Annotated in this window: 12 protein-coding genes; 8 read left to right on the forward strand and 4 right to left on the reverse strand. The window is 54.2% G+C overall.

Annotated elements, in window-relative coordinates; genetic code table 11:
* The first annotated feature begins 26 nt into the window (after positions 1-26).
* The 8 genes from FF011L_RS12185 to FF011L_RS12220 all read left to right on the forward strand — a co-directional run bounded on the left by FF011L_RS12185 (position 27) and on the right by FF011L_RS12220 (position 8,924).
* Entirely contained in the window at positions 27-947 is a 921-nt protein-coding gene (locus FF011L_RS12185; protein ID WP_145351929.1) for a DUF58 domain-containing protein, read from the forward strand.
* On the forward strand, positions 944-1,432 hold the full coding sequence (locus tag FF011L_RS12190; protein WP_145351930.1) for a DUF4381 domain-containing protein: 489 nt from the start codon (positions 944-946) through the stop codon (positions 1,430-1,432). The genes FF011L_RS12185 and FF011L_RS12190 overlap by 4 nt, the downstream gene beginning before the upstream one ends.
* Positions 1,426-2,466: a vWA domain-containing protein gene (locus FF011L_RS12195; RefSeq protein WP_145351931.1), complete on the forward strand. Its 1,041-nt coding sequence runs from the start codon at positions 1,426-1,428 to the stop codon at positions 2,464-2,466. Before FF011L_RS12190 ends, FF011L_RS12195 begins: the two co-directional genes overlap by 7 nt.
* Positions 2,463-3,398: a vWA domain-containing protein gene (locus FF011L_RS12200; RefSeq protein ID WP_145351932.1), complete on the forward strand. Its 936-nt coding sequence runs from the start codon at positions 2,463-2,465 to the stop codon at positions 3,396-3,398. The genes FF011L_RS12195 and FF011L_RS12200 overlap by 4 nt, the downstream gene beginning before the upstream one ends.
* Positions 3,398-3,979 carry a tetratricopeptide repeat protein gene (locus tag FF011L_RS12205; RefSeq protein ID WP_145351933.1) on the forward strand — a complete coding sequence of 194 codons (582 nt, stop codon included), beginning with the start codon at positions 3,398-3,400 and terminating at the stop codon, positions 3,977-3,979. The genes FF011L_RS12200 and FF011L_RS12205 overlap by 1 nt, the downstream gene beginning before the upstream one ends.
* On the forward strand, positions 3,976-5,247 hold the full coding sequence (locus tag FF011L_RS12210) for a BatD family protein (RefSeq protein WP_145351934.1): 1,272 nt from the start codon (positions 3,976-3,978) through the stop codon (positions 5,245-5,247). The genes FF011L_RS12205 and FF011L_RS12210 overlap by 4 nt, the downstream gene beginning before the upstream one ends.
* Before the next feature lie 317 nt (positions 5,248-5,564).
* Positions 5,565-6,746, forward strand: a complete 1,182-nt coding sequence (locus FF011L_RS12215; protein WP_145351935.1) for a serine hydrolase domain-containing protein — start codon at positions 5,565-5,567, stop codon at positions 6,744-6,746.
* A gap of 609 nt (positions 6,747-7,355) precedes the next feature.
* Positions 7,356-8,924, forward strand: a complete 1,569-nt coding sequence (locus tag FF011L_RS12220) for a sulfatase-like hydrolase/transferase (RefSeq protein WP_246109886.1) — start codon at positions 7,356-7,358, stop codon at positions 8,922-8,924.
* 168 nt (positions 8,925-9,092) lie between these two features.
* Here the strand turns inward: FF011L_RS12220 and FF011L_RS12225 are convergent, their stop codons facing one another.
* From FF011L_RS12225 to FF011L_RS12240, 4 genes are all read right to left on the reverse strand, one after another.
* Positions 9,093-11,438 carry a M56 family metallopeptidase gene (locus tag FF011L_RS12225; RefSeq protein ID WP_218933164.1) on the reverse strand — a complete coding sequence of 782 codons (2,346 nt, stop codon included), beginning with the start codon at positions 11,436-11,438 and terminating at the stop codon, positions 9,093-9,095.
* Between the two features lie 2 nt (positions 11,439-11,440).
* Positions 11,441-11,824: a BlaI/MecI/CopY family transcriptional regulator gene (locus FF011L_RS12230; RefSeq protein ID WP_145351937.1), complete on the reverse strand. Its 384-nt coding sequence runs from the start codon at positions 11,822-11,824 to the stop codon at positions 11,441-11,443.
* A 526-nt stretch (positions 11,825-12,350) separates the two neighbouring features.
* Positions 12,351-13,511 carry a c-type cytochrome gene (locus tag FF011L_RS12235; protein ID WP_218933165.1) on the reverse strand — a complete coding sequence of 387 codons (1,161 nt, stop codon included), beginning with the start codon at positions 13,509-13,511 and terminating at the stop codon, positions 12,351-12,353.
* A 14-nt stretch (positions 13,512-13,525) separates the two neighbouring features.
* A complete protein-coding gene (locus tag FF011L_RS12240) occupies positions 13,526-15,721 on the reverse strand; it encodes a PVC-type heme-binding CxxCH protein (protein WP_246109913.1) in 2,196 nt (731 codons plus the stop codon).
* Positions 15,722-15,846: the final 125 nt, after the last annotated feature.

A 15,846-nucleotide genomic window follows, 5' to 3' on the forward strand; every position in this document is an offset into this window, starting at 1 on the left:
TTCCTTACTTGGAGAGGCGCTGCCACATGACCGCTCGGATTACAATCTCCTTGGAAGGCTTGATCGGCCTGAAAGCCAAGGCCCATGGTTTCTCTTTTTTGCCGCGGCAACCGATCGGCTCGCTTCTTTCCGGCCGGCACCGGTCGCGATTGCGCGGGCGAGGCTTGGACTTTGAGGAACTTCGACACTACGTTCAAGGCGACGACGTTCGAGCGATCGACTGGAAGGCGACCGCTCGTCTGCGATCGCCGCATATACGCGTTTTCAGCGAGGAGCGTGATCGGCCGGTGTTGCTTGTCGTCGATCAGCGACAAGATATGTTCTTCGGAAGTCGACGTGCGATGAAGTCCGTGGTGGCTTGCGAACTGGCGGCGTTGGCCGCCTGGAAATCGCTTGCGACAGGTGATCGCGTCGGCGGAATCGTCTTTAATAATCACAGCTTAAAAGAAATCCGACCTCATCGTAGTCAGGGGCGAATCCTACAGTTTTTGCAGGAATTGAGCCTTCAAAACCAGATGCTTGTCAAACCTTCACCGGAGCCCTCGACGGTCACCCTGAACCAAGCCCTAGAGGCAGCCCAACGCCACGCGAAACATGATTACTTGGTCGTTTTGATAAGCGATTTGTCAGGCGCGGATCAGCAAACGCAGAAATTGGCGACACAGATTGCGGCACATAATGACATGATGGTGGTTGCCGTGTACGATCCGCTTGGGATCTCATTGCGTTCACAGCCCGGGATGTTTGCTTCGGCCAATGGGCAAAGAATTGAAGTCTCCGCTGGTTCCGGATTCCCTCAAGCATTTCAGGACGCCTTTGAGCAATTGCTTGAACACTGGATGACCATCTTTCGTGCCCTGAAAATTCCTGTGCTACCGATCGCAACGGAGGAACCGGTTGTGGATCAGATTCGCCAACTGTTCGGGCAGCATGGAGTGACCGGATGAAGATCGATGCCGATCCGACGGACCTTTCTAAACTGAACGATATCGTGGTTCCGCCCGATGTCGCTTGGTGGCCGCTGGCGGTGGGCTGGTACCTATTGACGGCGGTCGTGATGGTTTGCCTAGCCGCGTTTGCGTGGCAGCGTTTCCGAATGTGGCAAACGAACGCATACCGCCGTGAAGCCCTACGGCTGTTAGCGTCGGCGACCGACAGCCGGGAGGTCGCAGAATTGCTGAAGCGTACGACGATCGCCGTGTTACCACGTTCCACCGTTGCCGCAAAAACGGGAACCGGTTGGGTGGATTGGCTTTGCCAGCAATCGCCACAGCCGATGTCCGACGCGGTTCGAAACGCCCTTTCACATGGATTGTACGCTCCGGCCGCATCGGTTCGTGCAGACGAACGACAGGAATTTGTGGCAGTTCGTCAGTATGCAGAGGCGTGGGTAAAAACGCATCGTCCGCTGGGGGATGACGCAACATGTTGACCTTCATGATGGCATGGGCATTTGTGCTGCTTCCTTTACCTTGGATGCTCCGCTGGTTGTTGCCTCCTGCGGTAAGAGACCAACCAGCGGTCCAAGTTCCGTTCGGCGATCGCTTACAAACCGCCTCGAAAGGGAATCTTGCCAATGCGGTACTGCCAAAACGAGATCTGAAACATTTGTTTTTCATCTTGGTGTGGGGCAGTGTGGTGGTCGCACTCGCGAGGCCACAGTGGATTGAACCTCCGGTCACGAAAGATAAACCGACACGCGATCTATTGCTGCTGGTCGATCTTTCGGGTTCGATGCAGGAGGAGGATTTTACAAACGAAGCGGGGGAGAAGGTCGATCGCCTATCGGCCGTAAAAGATGTGGTTGGGGATTTTCTTGCGAATCGCAAAGGGGATCGAGTTGGCTTGGTCGTGTTTGGTGACGCCCCTTTCCTGCAGGCTCCGTTTTCGACGGATCTAGATATCGCTAAAAGACTTTTGAATGAGACCGCCGTCGGAATGGCCGGGCCTCAAACGGCACTCGGCGACGCGATTGGTTTAGGGATTTCACTTTTCGAAAACAGTGACGCCCCTACGAAGACGTTGATCGCTTTGACCGATGGGAACGATACGAAAAGCCAAGTACCGCCGGTCGAAGCGGCGCGGATCGCCCAGCAACGCGATATTCGCATCTACACCGTCGCGATCGGAGATGCGGAGACCGTCGGCGAAGACAAAATTGACGAAATCTCTTTGCGAGAAGTTGCCGAAGAGACAGACGGCAAATTCTTTTTCGCTGCAGACCGTGCTGAGCTGAAAAATATCTATGCCGAATTGGACAAACTGGAGACCAAAAAGGTCGATGTCGTCAGTTTTCGTCCACGTCGAGATCTCTACTTTTGGCCACTCGCATTTGCGCTATTGTGCTCGGCACTTGATAAAGGGTTTGTAGTCCTCCGCAGTCGTAGGGTGCATGCGGTTTCAACCGATACCGCTGGCGTTCGAGTGCTTGCCTCCACCGGGAAATTGGAGGTGATTCAGCGATGAACGGATTCGGCATTTTGAGTGATTTTCATTTTCTACGTCCTTGGTTACTGCTTGCCCTACCACTGGTGACGGTGTTGTGGTGGTTCTGGCAACGGCATTCTGATCCGCTAAAAGGTTGGCGTGATCAGATGGATGAGGACCTTCTGATCGCTTTGACGGTGGGCCAAAGCAAGACGAAGCTGAACGGTGAGGTTTTGATTCTTTTGGTTTGGTGGCTGATGGTTTTGGCGATCGCCGGACCGACATGGAGGTTGGAGCCAAGCCCGTTTGCTGACGATGCCTCGCCGTTGATGTTGGTGTTAAAAGCGGACCAGAGCATGGACCGCCCAAATCCGGCGCCTGCGCGACTGGAGCGCGCCAAACTGAAAATTGCGGACATCGCCAAAACGCGTGCCGGTCAACCGCTGGGATTGATCGTTTACGCAGGCTCGGCACATCTTGTCCTTCCTCCAACAAGAGATACGGACGTTGTCGTTCAGATGGTCCGCGATATTGAGACAGGTATTATGCCCAAACCTGGAGACCGACTGGATGAAGCGATCAGGGAAGCGGGGATCGATATGAAGGATCAAGGCGGGGCAGTGTTGGTCCTCGCGGATTCAATTGCAACCGACGCGGGCCAACTGCGAAAGGCTTTGACGGCGATTCCAAACACTCCAGTCCATGTTTTGGCGATCACTCCGCCTGGGTCTCCCGAATACGGGACGCTTGAGACAGCTTGCCAAGCAATGCACGCGACCATGCACGATCTTTCGATCGATGATTCCGATGTCGATGCAGTCATCCGATCGGTCGCACGTTCGCCTCAGTCAAAGGCAGGGCAGAGTACGAACCGTTGGCAGGAAGCCGGCTGGTACCTTGTTCCGGGGATCGTGTTGTTACTGGCCTTTAGCTTGCGGCGGCAGACCAGCCCGAAAGCGGAGATGACCTAATGAAGACGTGGATTGTTTTGGCTGCGATTTCATGGCATGGACTCTGGTTCACGGCGGATCAGTATGGACACCGTCTGTTCCAAGACGAAAAGTTCCAGCAGGCCGCAGAGGCGTTTGAAGATCCGATGTGGCAGGGGACGGCATGGTATCGGTCAGGAGAATTCGAGAAGGCTGCCGCAGCCTTCTTGTTGGTCGATACCCCTCAAAGCAATTTCAATCGCGGAAACGCATTGTTGTTCAGTGGGAAATATGATCAGGCAATCGAGAGCTACGAACGCTCGCTAGAGCAGCAGCCCGGATGGGAGCAAGCGGTCCAGAATCGAAATCTAGCGATCGCGCGTCGCGATATGCTAAAAAATGAAGGCGGAGATTTGGGGGATCAACAGGTCGGAGCTGACAAAGTCGTTTTTGATGCAAAGAAGCCGATCAAGGAAGGCGAGGAAACCAAAGTCGATCCGGAAAATGCCAGTCAAGATAATCAGGTGCAGTCGCTCTGGCTGCGAAGGGTACAAACGAAACCAGCAGACTTCCTAAAGGCTAAGTTCTCCTATCAGTTGGCAGATGAAGGAGAAACGAAATGATCCATGTTAGGCCTTTATCGTTGCTTCTGGTTTTCTTCGCGCTATCGGGTTTAGCAGAGATCCCGACAGGTCACGCGTCGCTGCTTGCGGCGGAAGTCGATCCGGTTGAGGTCGTGTTGCCGAAGGATAACGCTTGGGTGGGGCAGAAAGTGTCGTTCTCGATCCAAGTGAAAGCGATGGGGTCGTTTACGGGAGCAACCAATTTTTCTCTTCCGCAGGTACCGCGAACGTTGATTGTTGAAATCGGTAGCCCTGTCGTTTCATCAGAGACGATTGGGGACGATAGCTGGTTCATTCGCACTCATGAGTTTGCGATTTTCTCTCAGCAGGCGGGTACTGTCTCGATTCCTGCAATCCCGGTGCGGTATAGCAGTCGCAATGGGTTCACCGGGCCCGCCGTCGACCGCGATGCTTCGACGAAAGCATTCACGATTCAGCTGAAACAGCCTCCGGGCACCGAGGATGTTGGAGTTTTGATCACAACCGATCAATACGACGTTACCGAAAAATGGTCGGTCTCGGGCGATACCGCCGTGCAAGGGGACCTATGGAAACGGACGATTCATCAGCAAGCGGATGCAATGACCGGAATGGCTTTGTCGCCTCCGCCAACGGAGTCGATCGAGGGTTTGAAAATTTATACCGGTTCGCCTCAGACCTCGGACAAAACCGAGCGAGGCGATTTTACCGGAACGCGTATTGATCAGCTCTCCTACCTGTTCCAGAAACCAGGAACCGTATCCATACCCGCAATTGAATACGTATGGTGGGATCCAAAAAAAGAAAAACTGCTGCGCAAGACTTTGCCCCAGGTGAATGTCCATGTAACGCCCGCGCCGTCTCTTCTTGAGGAGGAAGAGGATCAAACGGCATCGCTCCCCTGGCTGGCGATTGTCGCGGTGACTTTGTTGTTGTTGGCGACTTTCATGGGGCGAAGGTTATTGGCAAAGTGGATCAGAAGGGCATGGTTGACGGTCTATCCAGAAGAGAGCCGGATGACGCACCGGCTGCTGAAGGCGTGTCGATCCAATGATCTTGAATCGGCGTGCCATTACTGGATGCAATGGAGCGAAATGCACGATGCTGGCTGTGGATTTCCGGATTCTTTAGAGGCAGCGGTCACCGACATGCATCGGCATCGCTACGGCACGCCGGGACAGGAGGCTTGGAGTGGTAAAGAAGTTGGCGCCGCAGTAACGGAGTATCGTCGTCGGTTAAAACATCCCAAAGAGAGCCCCCCGACAAGCTCGCTCCCCTCGCTGAACTGAAAAATGTAGGTGGGCGACGGCAATCACAAGCAGGGGCTTTTTCGTGAAGCGGAGCAGGTCTTGACGGTTGTTTTCGCTGGACGATTTAGTATCTGTTTAGGTGGATTGTCTGTTGGGCTTGATGTGGTTTTGCGAACCGCAGGCTTGCGACCTGCAGTTGGTGTTGCGGCTCTTGAAAAACGTCTTGCTGCGGGTGAACGCCGCACCGAAAGGTGACTACATTAAGGGCCGTGCGATTGGTAGCGTTTCGCTATTTCCGTACGTGCTATTGATTGGTGCCGGTTCTAACCCTTCCTGTTTTCGGGACGAGATTTCTGATGTTTGCCATTCGTGCTGCTGTTCTGATTCTTGTGGTTCTGTTGCAGGTTCCGTCTGGACATGCTGATGAAAGACCTTCGATGCAGAGCGTTGAAGCTTTTTTGCAAAAATCGGTAGAGAAGGGGAGTGTCGCCGGAGGCGTGTTGTTGGTTTACCATCGTGGTGAACCGATTCTTGAAGCTCCGTTTGGCTTTGCGGACTTGGAAGCTGGCAAACCGTACAAGATGGATACACCGGTCATTATTGCATCGATCAGTAAACCATTAATTGGAACGATTCTGTTCCGCATGCAGGAAGCGGGCAAGCTGAATCTGGATGCACCGATCACCGAATACTTGCCCGAATTTGCCGACCCGCAAATGAAATCGGGTGAGCCCTCGCCTCGGCCGCCCAAAGTCGGAGAATTGTTGACGCATACCTCGGGCTTTCGCTCAGACTATGAGGACGGCGGACGGATTTGGTTTCAGGACTGGACAAAGGAACGCCCGCTCTCTGAAGTGGTCGCCGGAGTCGCAAAGAACATTCCGCTGAACCGCGTGCCTGGCACAAAGTACGCTTACAGTGGAATCGGGACCGATGTCGCTGCACGCATTGGTGAAGTGGTTTCTGGAGAACGACGCAACGCTTTCCTGCAATCAGAACTTGCGGAACCGCTGCAAATGGATCACACCTTCTACTTCGCGAAGACGCGCGTCGATGCGCTCCCCGAGGGGATGCCGATTCGGTACTACCGTGGAAGCCGGAGCGGGAAGTTGCTGCGATACAAAAAGCGTCTGCCACTGGACGACGAATTCTATAGTTCGTCAGGTGGGACGGTCGTTTCAACAGCTGAAGATCTCGGTCGTTGGTTACTAATGCTCCGCAGCCGAGGCATCTTGCCGGATGGTAGTCGCTATCTATCGGCAGCATCGATGGACGCGATGCTCCATCCTGCACCGCTTGGATACAACGCAGCGGGTGGCTTATTCATCCGCCGAAAAAATGACCAAGGCGTTCCTGTGCTTTACGCTCACACCGGGTCGAGTGGAACCAACGTTTGGATTGATTTCGAACAGGACGTGATCGGTATTATGCTGACTCAAACAAGGGCGTCTGATATCAAACCGTTCAGGATAGAACTGCAGGATCGAGTGACGAAAGCGGTGGCGAGTGAGTACCTGGAACCGGCAGTTTCGAAATAGGTCCGGCCAGCGGTTGCCGGAACGGCATCGCTGTCGCTCTTTGGTCCGGCCTACTTTGCTAATATCAAACCGTTCAGGATTGAACTGCAGGATCGAGTGACGAAAGCGGTAGCGAGTGAGTACCTTGGAACGGCAGTTTCGAAATAGGTCCGGCCAGCGGTCGCCGGAACGGCATCGCTGTCGCTCTTTGGTCCGGCCTACTTTGCTGATATCAAACCGTTCAGGATTGAACTGCAGGATCGAGTGACGAAAGCGGTGGCGAGTGAGTACCTTGGACCGGCAGTTTCGAAATAGGTCCGGCCAGCGGTCGCCGGAACGGCATCGCTGTCGCTCTTTGGTCCGGCCTACTTTGCTAATATCAAACCGTTCAGGATTGAACTGCAGGATCGAGTGACGAAAGCGGTGGCGAGTGAGTACCTGGAACCGGGAGTTTCGAAATAGGTCCGGCCAGCGGTCGCCGGAACGGCATCGCTGTCGCTCTTTGGTCCGGCCTACTTTGCTGGCCCAGCCGGTGGCGGACATTACGGGGTTCCCGCGTGAGCAGCGGCAGCGGTTATAATAATCGCTTGCGATCTTTGCTTTGTCACTGCAGTTTTGGAGTTCCCCGTGATGTCAGTTCGACTTTCTTTTGCGGTTGCCTCGGTAGGCTTCCTGCTGGCCGCCGGTTTGTTTCGGTCGATGCCGTCTGATGCTGCGGAAAAAGACCTTGCCAGTCCCAATTTGGTTGTCTTCCTGGTCGATGACATGGGAGTAATGGACACCTCGGTTCCGTTTTTGACGGATGAATCTGGCAAACCGAAACGCTACCCGCTGAACGACTATTATCGAACGCCGAATATGGTGCGATTGGCGGAGCAGGGGATTCGGTTTAACAATTTTTGTGCGATGAGCGTCTGCTCGCCGACGCGCATTTCGATCATGACCGGGCAGAACGCGGCTCGACATCGAGCCACCAACTGGATCAACCCGGACAAGAACAACGGCGGACCGCTTGGTCCGCCAGAATGGCAATGGGAAGGGTTGGAAAAGAAGGACGTGACGTTGCCCGGCGTCTTGGCCGATTCCGGTTACGAAACGATTCATATCGGAAAGGCCCATTTTGCGCCTCGAGCCATGGACGGAGCCGATCCACTCCACCTGGGGTTTGACCGGAACGTAGCGGGCGCCTCATTTGGGGCTCCCGGTAGCTATTACGGGATGAAGAATTATGGCAATGGACAAAAAAGGCGTTCCCATCATGCCGTCCCACATCTTGAAGCCTACCATGGGACGGAGACTTTTCTTACCGAAGCATTGACCATTGAAGCGAAGAAGCAACTCGATCAGGCGATCGAAACGAAGAAGCCGTTCTTCTTGCACATGGCTCACTATGCTGTGCACGCTCCGTTTGATTCCGATCCCCGCTTCGCGCCGAACTACAGTGAATCAGGCAAGCCTGCTAACGCGCAAGCTTTTGCGACGTTGATTGAAGGGATGGATCGCTCCTTAGGCGACCTGTTGGATTATCTAGAGCAGGAGGGCGTTGCCGAGAACACTTTGATTCTGTTCTTGGGAGACAATGGCTCGGACGCACCACTTGGGCACCAGCATGCGGTTGCCTGTGCGGCACCGCTGCGAGGCAAAAAGGGATCGCATTACGAAGGGGGCATGCGAGTTCCGTTCATTGCAGCTTGGGCAAAACCGAATGCAGCAAACAGCCTCCAGCAACGTTTCCCGATTGCCGTAGGAAAGATCCAGCCTCAGATCGCATCGGTCGAAGACATTTTTCCAACGTTGACTTCGCTGGCAGGTGCTGCAGTTCCCGATGAGCATGTCGTGGATGGATACTCGTTGGCGAAACTGGTTAGCGGCGTGCACGACACTGAGCGACCGGAATCGTTTCTAATGCATTACCCACATGCACCTCACCGCAGCGATTATTTCACCAGCTACCGGGACGGAGACTGGAAGGTGGTTTACCACTATGTCCCCTCAGAGGTTTCGAACGATTCACACTATCAACTATTTAATTTGGTCGAAGATCCGTTCGAATCGACCGATTTGTCAGAAACCGAACCGGTCGAGTTGCAACGCATGATGGCAAGGTTAATCGAAGAATTAGAGTCGCATGAAGCACTCTATCCCCTGCAAAACCAAGATTCCAAACCAACCGAGGTTCGTCGACCAAAGATGCCATAGGGAAATGGCAGCCTCGTAGCTCCGCCTCTCCGAGGCGGAGAGCTTATCGAGCACGAGTCTCGGAGAGACTCGCCTACGTGCCATTGCGTTCCGGTTCAGTCCTCGTAGCTCCGCCTCTGTGATTAATTCTTCGAAAGTAAAGGATGCTGCGTCTTACCCATCCATTTCTCAGTGCTCTTCCCTAAAAAACTTCCATCGCGGATCGGTTTTGGGGAACAAGTAGTTTTTCAGGCATTCGTTGTCGGGTATCAACTCCGTCTGGATCATTAAGACGTGACAGCGTCCGGAATCAGGCACCTGCTCTCCGTCGACTTTGGGCCCAACGTAAGGCTTAGGAGTCAAGACAAGCAGCGCCTCGTCTTGATTCAGGCGAGTTTGAATCGCAATCGATTCGGAAAGGATCGAAGGAACTTGAATCGTAATATCACCATCGGGTTGATTGGTCGCTAGTCGTGGCAGATTCGCAATTCGGACGTCGTTGATCTCTGACGCCGTGACGACCGCTTGCAGATCAATCTGCTGGGTATCTGTGACGCGAGCTTTCAGACGAACTTTTATGCCTTCTTCAAAGATAGAAATTTTCGGTTCGAGAGCGCTTTGCTTTTCACCATGAACGATTGCAACGTCGGTTACGAAGGGGCGCTGGACGATGTCACTAATAACCGCAGACTGCCCGTTGAACAAAGTAACATTTGGAGACTGCATTAGGTTGGATCGCGTGTCGCCATGAAAAGAGTTAATCAGCTGTTCAATTTCGGAACCGTTGATCTTGCTCGTACGTATTGGTATGGCAAAGTTATGTTCGATACCGTACGGGCTGTTTGCAGTCCCCTTTTCCGTTTTGACGTCGTTTGAAAATGTGGCTTCCCACGCTTCTTGGTTATCGATACTTGGTGGTGCGGTGGGGCGACTGCAGCGGGTGTCTTCGTCCACCGTTGACCAATCAATTTCGTTCAGTGTCCGAACGTTTGTTTCGATGAACCACATTCTGGTCGTTATTTGCCACAGACCTGTCCGCTCGAACTCCGTCAGACGGCTTTTCATCAACGTCTCTTGTTGCGGGGTAAGGACGGCCGTCATTACTCCGTCAAGAATTTTGTTCTCGGTTTGATTCGGACCGGAAACCGGAAGGAGCCCAAAGTAGTTTGTGACGAACTTCTCGGCGTCGATGCCTGGCTGCAGTTCCTCCGCTTTCCGAAGCGAGGCACTTACGTCGATGGAAACCTCTCGGGCTTCGGATCGGTCCAGCTCCCATTCAGAGGAGATCGTCAACGGTGGCATTTTGGCCTCGGTCAATGCGACGTGAAAATCGGGAATCTGCTGTCGTCGTGTGAAGATCGGTTCGGGCACCTTCGCGTCGGTCAGGCCGCTGGCAATCAGGATGGCGAGGACTGGCATCATCATCATTCTGGCGGCCCATGGTCGCTGGGGGCGTTTTGTTACAAGCGATTCGATACGCCCCTTCAGACCACGCGGAAGCGCCATGGCAAGCAGACCAACCGTTGCGACTTGCTGTGCGGACGTATGGCCCGTCGCATACTGCAGCAGCAAATCGCCGTAGCCTCTAACGTTCACATCGCTTAGATCTTTTGTTGCTATTTCGTCAGCGGCGCGTTCAATGTTGTGCTGAAGCTTCGCGTACGCGATCCAGGAAAGAGGATGAAACCAGTGCAATGTTCGAGCGATGCCCGCGACGAATAGCACTAGCGAATCCCGGCGTTTGATATGTGCCAGTTCGTGACGCAGAACCCAGTCGAGTTTCTCGCCTGACAGCTCTTTTCGCCAGTCGATTGGAAGGCAGATGACAGGACGCAGCAGTCCGAAAACCGCTGGGGCCTCCAGTGCCGCGACTTCTTTTACTTGCGGACGTCGGCCAATTCCAATTCGATCACATGCACGAAGGGTTTGGTCAACGATGCCCTGTTCTTCGATGGTGCGACAGCGAGAAAGCTGTACGGTAAACCTGACATAGGAAATCAAATTCTTCACTATGGAAAAAGCAATGCCGATTGCCCAAACTGTCAGAAAACCGATTGCGAGGATTGGGACGAGAGCTTCCCAAACGGATTCTTTTGGGGAAATCGGTCCGCTGCGGGAATGGTGTTCAGCTGGATAAGAATAGGTCAGTTGGCTCTGATTTGCGTACGCGTTTGCCTTTTGTTTGTATTCGGCCGTATCGTCTGAGGTGACTTCAGGAAGTGTGGAAGTGCGTCCTGACTCCATAGGTGTGAACTTGTTCATTCGTAGCGAGTTGGGCTCCGGTTCGGATTTGGATGTCGCCAGAGAAACAATCGTACTGTCGATCTTTACGGATACTCCGAATGGAGTCGCAGGCGAAATCGGCATCAGCAGCCGAGCCACAACTAGCATCCACAGCAAGCAAATGTATTTCGCGGGGATGCGTTTCCGCAGCACCCGGTCCAGGATCAGCACGGCGATGAATACTGGCAGCGTCCGCCATGCGGCCAACCCCAACCAAAAAACGGCCCACGCCAAACATTCAAAGACTTCCATAATCATTCCTTTGATCCCTTCTTGTCCGAAATTTTGGAGTTCAATAACTCGCGAAGCTCAGCCAGTTCATCTTCGCTCAGCTTCCCGGTCTTGACTAAATGCAAGAGTGCCGGTGCCGCATCGCCGCCGAAAACTCGATCGACAAAGGAACGGCTTGCTTTCCGCACACAGGCACTGCGTCGGACGGCCGCCGTATAGCGATACTTCTTGCCAATCAGTTCCGTGTTCAGTGCTCCCTTTTTCACCAATCGGTGAAGCATGGTCTTGATGGTCGCATCGGACCACCGGTTGGCCGTTCCCAAGGCAGCGATCACATCGCTTGCTTCAGTTGGCTGGGAATCCCAGATGAGATTCATCACAATCCATTCCGCGTCTGATAACTGCACAAGATCTTCCTTTTCTGATGACAGATGTAAACAGTTTACGTCTGTAAACGGTAGGTGTGCAAGAGCAGTTGGATCACAACCTGTTTCCTTGTCGATTCGCAGGCTGTCGATTTAGTGAGTCCGAAGAATCAATATCGTCTTCCGCTTTGCGAAAGTAGCGTCTACGGGGGATGTTTTCGCAGGGGACGCGAAAAGGTTAAGTACGATTTCCGAACTGGTTGCTCCAGTTTGTTTCCGCCGGGCTTGTCCCGGTCGGTACAACAGCTGGCAGCTACCTGAATGCCTACTCCGACTCGATCCTTCTCCGCCAGCCCCGAATCGCCTAGGCGATTCGGGGCTGGCGGAGAACCGCATTTCGATCGCACAAGAGAGTAGCTGGCAGTTGTGAGCCCGCCGGGCAAGCCCGGAAACGGAACTCTAGCAATCAGAATTCCAAACCTTGGCTTCAAGCCAGGCAAGCTGGCATGGGGCGTGTTTTCGCGGCCAGGTCGTTCCCGCGTTTATTGCACTTCGATCGCGATATGCACTACTTCTTCAGCGTCATGGTGTACTCGACGATGTCGACCAACTGTTGCACGGTCAGCAGACGCTGCAGGTCTTGCGGCATGATCGAATTCGGCTGCTTCTGAAATAGCTCGATCTCGTCGGCTGCGAATTTCCGATCGATCCCTTCGGCTGTCCTTAGTGTTGTGGAATCGTCGGTTTCACTGATCAGCAACCCCGTAACGGCGTCTCCAGCGTCGGTTACCAGAGTGTACGATTCATAGTTGTGGCTGACCGCTGCGCTGGGATCGAGAATGGAAACGTACATCGCTTCTCGAGACAATTTGCTGCCGATTTCGGAAAGGTCTGGGCCGACATCTTTGCCAGTTCCTTTCACTTTGTGGCATTGGATGCATGTCCCGGTTGTTGCAAACAAGGTTTTTCCATTACCTGCGTTGCCTTTACGCTTTACCAGTTCGGCGATTGTTGGCAGCGGTTGGCTATCGGCGGTCGCGGGTAACTGCAAATGCTCGTCCGCGCTTTTGCGGATCGCATCGTCACGTGAAGAGAGCAGGGCATTGGCTGCGGCAAATTCCAGTTCTTTGGGAAGCTTCTTTGCGATGACCTTTTTTAGAATGCGGCGCTGAGCATCGATACGGTGTCCGATCGCCGTGAGCGCGGCGACGCGGAGGGCCACCGGTTGGGCGTTGTCGTCGATCAAAGGCATCAGGAGTGGCAGACATTGCTTCCCTCCGGTGCGGCCAATGAGCTTCAACGCGGCGATCGCTTCCTCCTGATTTTCCGACGCGATACGCTGTTCCAGTAGGTTTTGCTTATTTAACGTAAACAGGATCGACGCGGCGCGAACGCCTGCGGTGTCATCAGGATGTTTCACCGCAAAGTCAGCCAAGTCGTCTGCCAATCCGATCAGTTTGAATCGTTCGATTAGGGCGAGGCCTTGTTCGGATCCAAAGTCAGCTTGCACGTACCGCAGCACGGCGGCTTTCGCTGGCGGAGAGGATTCGATGTCAAAGTTCTGCAGACGCGTGACCGCCTCGACAACCATTTTGTCTTTGGCGGTCACTTCCTGCGTCTGCATCGCCATCGTGACATCGCTGGCAATCCCGACAAAGCATCCTAAAACGATCGCGCAAAATCGACCTTTCAGTCCGCTGTGATGCGACACGCTGCGAAACTTCGGCATCAATAGTTTTCTCATTACAGTCCCAGTAGTTTTAGCAAAGCCGCTTCTTTGGCAGGTCCCTTATGGAAATCGAAAGCACGCATGTATCGTGCTTGCTCGGCTTCCTTCAGGTTCGGATCTTGCAAGATTTTGACCAGTAAGGGGAGCGATTTGTCGGAGCGAAGTCGCCAAACAAGGTCTCGGCCTGCTGGGGTGTTCCAGTTTCCGTCGACCATCTCCATCCAGGCATCAAAACAAGCATCGTCCCGTCCGGATGCAGCGATCCCGAGGGCTTCCAGGTACCAGCGATCTTTGCCGTCGTATTGAATCGCAAGGTCTGCCCACCATGTTGGCATCTGATCCGACGCATTCCCTCGCAGGGCGATCAGAAGTTCGCGGCGCACCTGTGGTGAGGCATCGTTTATTGTTCCGCCAAGATAGGTTTGTGTGTCCAGTTTCAATTGCCGAGCGAGACGAATCGCGACGATTCGCAGATTGGAATCTTTATCGGCCAACGCCATTTGCACGGCTTGGTTCCCATGCCCTTCGATTTTGCCAAGCAGCCAAAGTGCGCGAGCTCGATAGATTGGGTCCGCCGACTCCGCCATCTTCAGCAGTGCAGGGACGGCCTTCTCGCCCATCGCGTGCAGCGATTGCCAAGCTTGAAAACGAGCTGCCGCGTTCGGGCTGTGCAAGCCGACGATGGCCCCGTCAACGGTCGAGAAATCGAACGCGGGAACCTTGTAAGTGCCATCGTGGTCATACGGGGTAATCCGGAACAGACGTCCCCGTTCTAGGTCTCCCATTCCGTGTCCACCAACGCCGGGGTCGTACCAGTCGGCAATGATCAGCGATCCGTCGGGAGCGATTTTGACATCGGAGGGGCGGAACCATTTGTCGGTTGTCCCGGTCAGGATGTTGCGAATGGTTGCTGTGTATCCGGCTTTGTCTTTTGCCAGAATGTAGCTGCGGCAGACGTTTGGTCCAGCGTCACAGTGCAGCAACTGGCCGCGGAACATCGGCAATAGGTCTCCTTCGTAGACCGCGATCCCGGTGGGAGATCCAGCGCCCGTCTGCAGAAGGTTAGGGACGACGCCGGGATCATTTAGATGCCAGTGTCGTTCAGGAATGTTGGGGCTCATCCCCGTTCGCTCGGTATTCCAGGCTTGCCCGGTCATTTCATCCTTGTATCCGAAATTGCCGAATTCCATTACGTAGTTGATGCGGACGCTTCGGTTGCCATCGTCATCATTGTCGGATTGCCAAATGGTTCCGTAGGAATCGACGGTCGCCATCCAGTTGTTGCGGAAATTCCAGCCCAATGTCTCGAATTCACTGCCGTCCAGGTTGCAGCGAAAGACCATTCCTTCCTGGTACGGTTTACGGTTGGCCGTCACCTCGTTTCCAGCGACATCGATGATCGGGTTGCCATCACGATCTTTGATTTGACGACCGTTGTTACCAAAGTTGAAGTACAGCTTTCCATCGGGGCCGGCCATCACTGCGTGGATGCCGTGGTCATGTTGGCTGCCGCCGATCCCGGAAAATAGGACTTCCTTCTTTTCCGGTTTATCGTCGCCGTCCGCGTCGGTAAAGACCAGTACCTGGGAACCGGCGGACACGATAACGCGATCGCCCAAAACGCAGACTCCGTGCGGCGAATCGATATCGGTCCCTTGGTAGAACACCTTTTGGCTATCGGTTTGCCCGTCGCCGTCGGTATCCTCCAGGATCAGGATTCGGTCCCCTTCGGGCCGTTTTCCTAGATGCCTACGGTAATTGACGATTTCGCAAACCCAGACGCGGCCACGAGCATCGATGTCGATATTGGAAGGACTGAGCAGTTCGGGCTCTGCAGCGAACAATGAAGCCGACAGGCCCACACCGACTTCTAGGCCATCAAGTGCCGCAGAAGCTTCGTGCGAGGCTCCACCGGTCAGTTCGCTGAGAGGAGGCGATTGATCGTAGACCAGGAATCGCACCGAGGCTTTGCCTGCCTGATCGATCCCGCCGTTATCAAGGCCGCCACGGGCGACAAATCGGTCGTAGCCTGCAGGCAGATCGAACACAATCGTTGAATTCGCGTGGGTGCCGATGCCGTAGGCAACCGGTTGGCCTGCGATCCGCAGGTCCTTGCCACCTGCATTTTTGTTCTTTTGAACTTTGCCCCACTGCGAATCGGCAGACTTCCAGTTCAGGTCGGTCAGCTTCTTTTCGCCGCTCGGTCCCACCAACCGTGGTTCGGCCCAGTCGCTCCAGTCAAAACTAAAGCCATCGCCACCATCGGTGACGACGAGGAATAACTGTTTCGCACCTTTTAGCGGGACATCGATCGCGACCGAATGTCCCGGAGTTT

This window comes from Roseimaritima multifibrata (assembly GCF_007741495.1).
Taxonomy (GTDB): domain Bacteria; phylum Planctomycetota; class Planctomycetia; order Pirellulales; family Pirellulaceae; genus Roseimaritima; species Roseimaritima multifibrata.